Annotated in this window: 2 protein-coding genes; one reads left to right on the top strand and one right to left on the bottom strand. The window is 74.4% G+C overall.

Translation table 11 applies throughout. The annotated features are described in order from the left end of the window. Positions 1 to 118 precede the first annotated feature (118 nt). The gene (locus ACTIR_RS0103685) at positions 119 to 1,351 is read right to left on the bottom strand and encodes a M20 metallopeptidase family protein (protein WP_026453262.1); all 1,233 of its coding nucleotides are present in this window, start codon (positions 1,349 to 1,351) and stop codon (positions 119 to 121) included. A gap of 74 nt (positions 1,352 to 1,425) precedes the next feature. On the opposite strand from ACTIR_RS0103685, the gene ACTIR_RS0103680 reads away from it, so the two are divergent. Next, the gene (locus ACTIR_RS0103680; RefSeq protein WP_026453261.1) at positions 1,426 to 1,908 is read left to right on the top strand and encodes a tRNA adenosine deaminase-associated protein; all 483 of its coding nucleotides are present in this window, start codon (positions 1,426 to 1,428) and stop codon (positions 1,906 to 1,908) included. Positions 1,909 to 1,975 lie beyond the last annotated feature (67 nt).

Genomic DNA, 1,975 nt, shown 5'->3' with positions numbered 1-1,975 from the left:
GCCCCCCACGCCGTCCGGCCCGCCGCCGTCGCCGCCCGCAGCACGGAGCCGCCGAGCAGCCCCAGTCCGATCACGCACACGTCCCGCACGGCGCCCATCCTGCCGTAACCGCCCCGGCTCACGGGCGCAGGACGTCGAGCGCCCAGGCGGCGTACATCGCGACGCCGTGGTCCAGCGCGGTCTCGTCGTAGCGGACCCGGTTGGAGTGGTTCGGCGCCGCCTGCGCCGGATCCTCGCCCGGTGGGCACGCGCCCAGGAACGCGAACGTGCCGGGGACCCGCTGGAGGACGTAGGAGAAGTCCTCGGCCCCCATCACCGGGTCCGGCATCCGGTGCGTGTGGTCCGCGCCGAGCACGTCCGCGGCCAGTTCGAGCGCGCGCTCCGACCGCGCGGGCTCGGTGTGCGTCGCGGGGAACCCCGGCCGGACGTTGGCCCCGACCCGGCAGCCGTGCGCCGCACCGATGCTCTCGCACAGCCGGGGCAGTTCGGTGCGCAGCCTCGCCCGGGTGTCCTCGGACAGGGTGCGGATCGTGCCTGCGAGCTCGGCCGATTCCGGGATGACGTTGTCGGTGGTGCCCGCGGCGATCCGGGTCGTGGTGACCACCGCGGGTTCGAAGACGTTCACCCGGCGGGTCACCATCGTCTGCAACGCGGTGACGATCTCGGCGGCGGCCGGGACGGGGTCGATCGCGTTGTGCGGCATCGAGGCGTGCCCGCCCGCGCCGATCACCTCGACCGAGAACGTGTCGGCCGAGGCCAGCACCGGTCCCGGGCGGGTGGCGATCGTGCCGCTCGGCAGGTTCGCGTAGGTGTGCAGCGCGAAGGCGCTCTCCACCCGCGCTCCGGCCGCGTCGAGCACCCCCTCGTGGATCATGTGCCGCGCGCCGTGGTGCCCCTCCTCGCCGGGCTGGAACATGAACACCACGGAGCCGGCGAGTTCGTCCGCGTGCGCGGCCAGCAGCCGGGCCGCCGAGACGAGCATCGCCACATGGGTGTCGTGCCCGCAGGCGTGCATCACCCCGTCCACCTCGGAGGCGAACTCCTCGCCGCTGTCCTCGGGCATCGGCAGCGCGTCCATGTCCGCCCGCAGCAGCACGGCGGGGCCCGGCCGGGCACCCCGCAGCACGGCCGTGACCGACGTCGTCGTGCGGCCGGTGCTCACCTGCAGCGGCAGGCCGTCGAGCGCGTCGAGGACGGCCCGTTGTGTCCCCGGGACCTGCAGGCCGGTCTCCGGGTTGCGGTGGATCGCGCGGCGCAGCGCGACCGTCTCGGCGTGCCGCGCCCGGGCCTCGCCGAGCAGCCCGGCGAAGCGGGCGTCGGGCAGGGAGGGCAGTTCGGTGGGTCCGGTCATGGCCACAGATGGTGGCACGACGCGCACCCCGCTTTCGTCGTTCGTCCGGGCCGGTTCCGGTATACGGTGGGCGCATGGCGGTGAAAGAGCCGATCACGGGGTTCGCGATGGCCGTGGTGCGCGAGGACGGCCGGTGGCGGTGCAGCCCGCTGGACCCGGCGGCGCTCGGCGAACTGGACACCGCGATCACCGAACTCCGCGCGCTGCGCTCCACGGGGGCGGTGTTCGGGCTCCTCGCGGTCGACGACGAGTTCTTCGTGATCGTCCGGCCGACGCCGGGCGGGGCGGTGCTGCTGCTGTCCGACGCCGCGGCGGCGCTGGACTACGACATCGCCGCCGACGTGCTCGACCTGCTGCGGGCCGAGGCGCCCGACGACGATGACGACGTGGTCTGGCCCGAGGGCGACCTGGAGATCCTGGCCGACCTGGGCATGCCGGGCCCCGAACTCGAGGTGATCGTCAACGAGATCGAGCTGTACCCGGACGAGCAGTTGCAGATGATCGCGCAGCGCTGCGGCTTCGGCGACGAGTACGCCGCGCTGCTCGACGAGCTGTGACGCCGCTGCGGCCGGGCGGGTCCGACGTCGACGCGGTGCGCGCGGCGATCGACCGCGCGCGGTGGGC

It is taken from the genome of Saccharomonospora iraqiensis subsp. iraqiensis (assembly GCF_000430445.1).
Lineage (GTDB): Bacteria > Actinomycetota > Actinomycetes > Mycobacteriales > Pseudonocardiaceae > Saccharomonospora > Saccharomonospora iraqiensis.
Note: the sequence above shows the minus strand (reverse complement) of the source record. Positions and strands in the feature narration are given on the sequence as shown.

Excerpts from the sequence above, each read along its gene's own strand:
- ACTIR_RS0103680 (WP_026453261.1), top strand. The coding sequence starts at position 1,426 with ATGGCGGTGAAAGAGCCGATCACGGGGTTCGCGATGGCCGTGGTGCGC.
- ACTIR_RS0103685 (WP_026453262.1), bottom strand. The coding sequence starts at position 1,351 with ATGACCGGACCCACCGAACTGCCCTCCCTGCCCGACGCCCGCTTCGCC.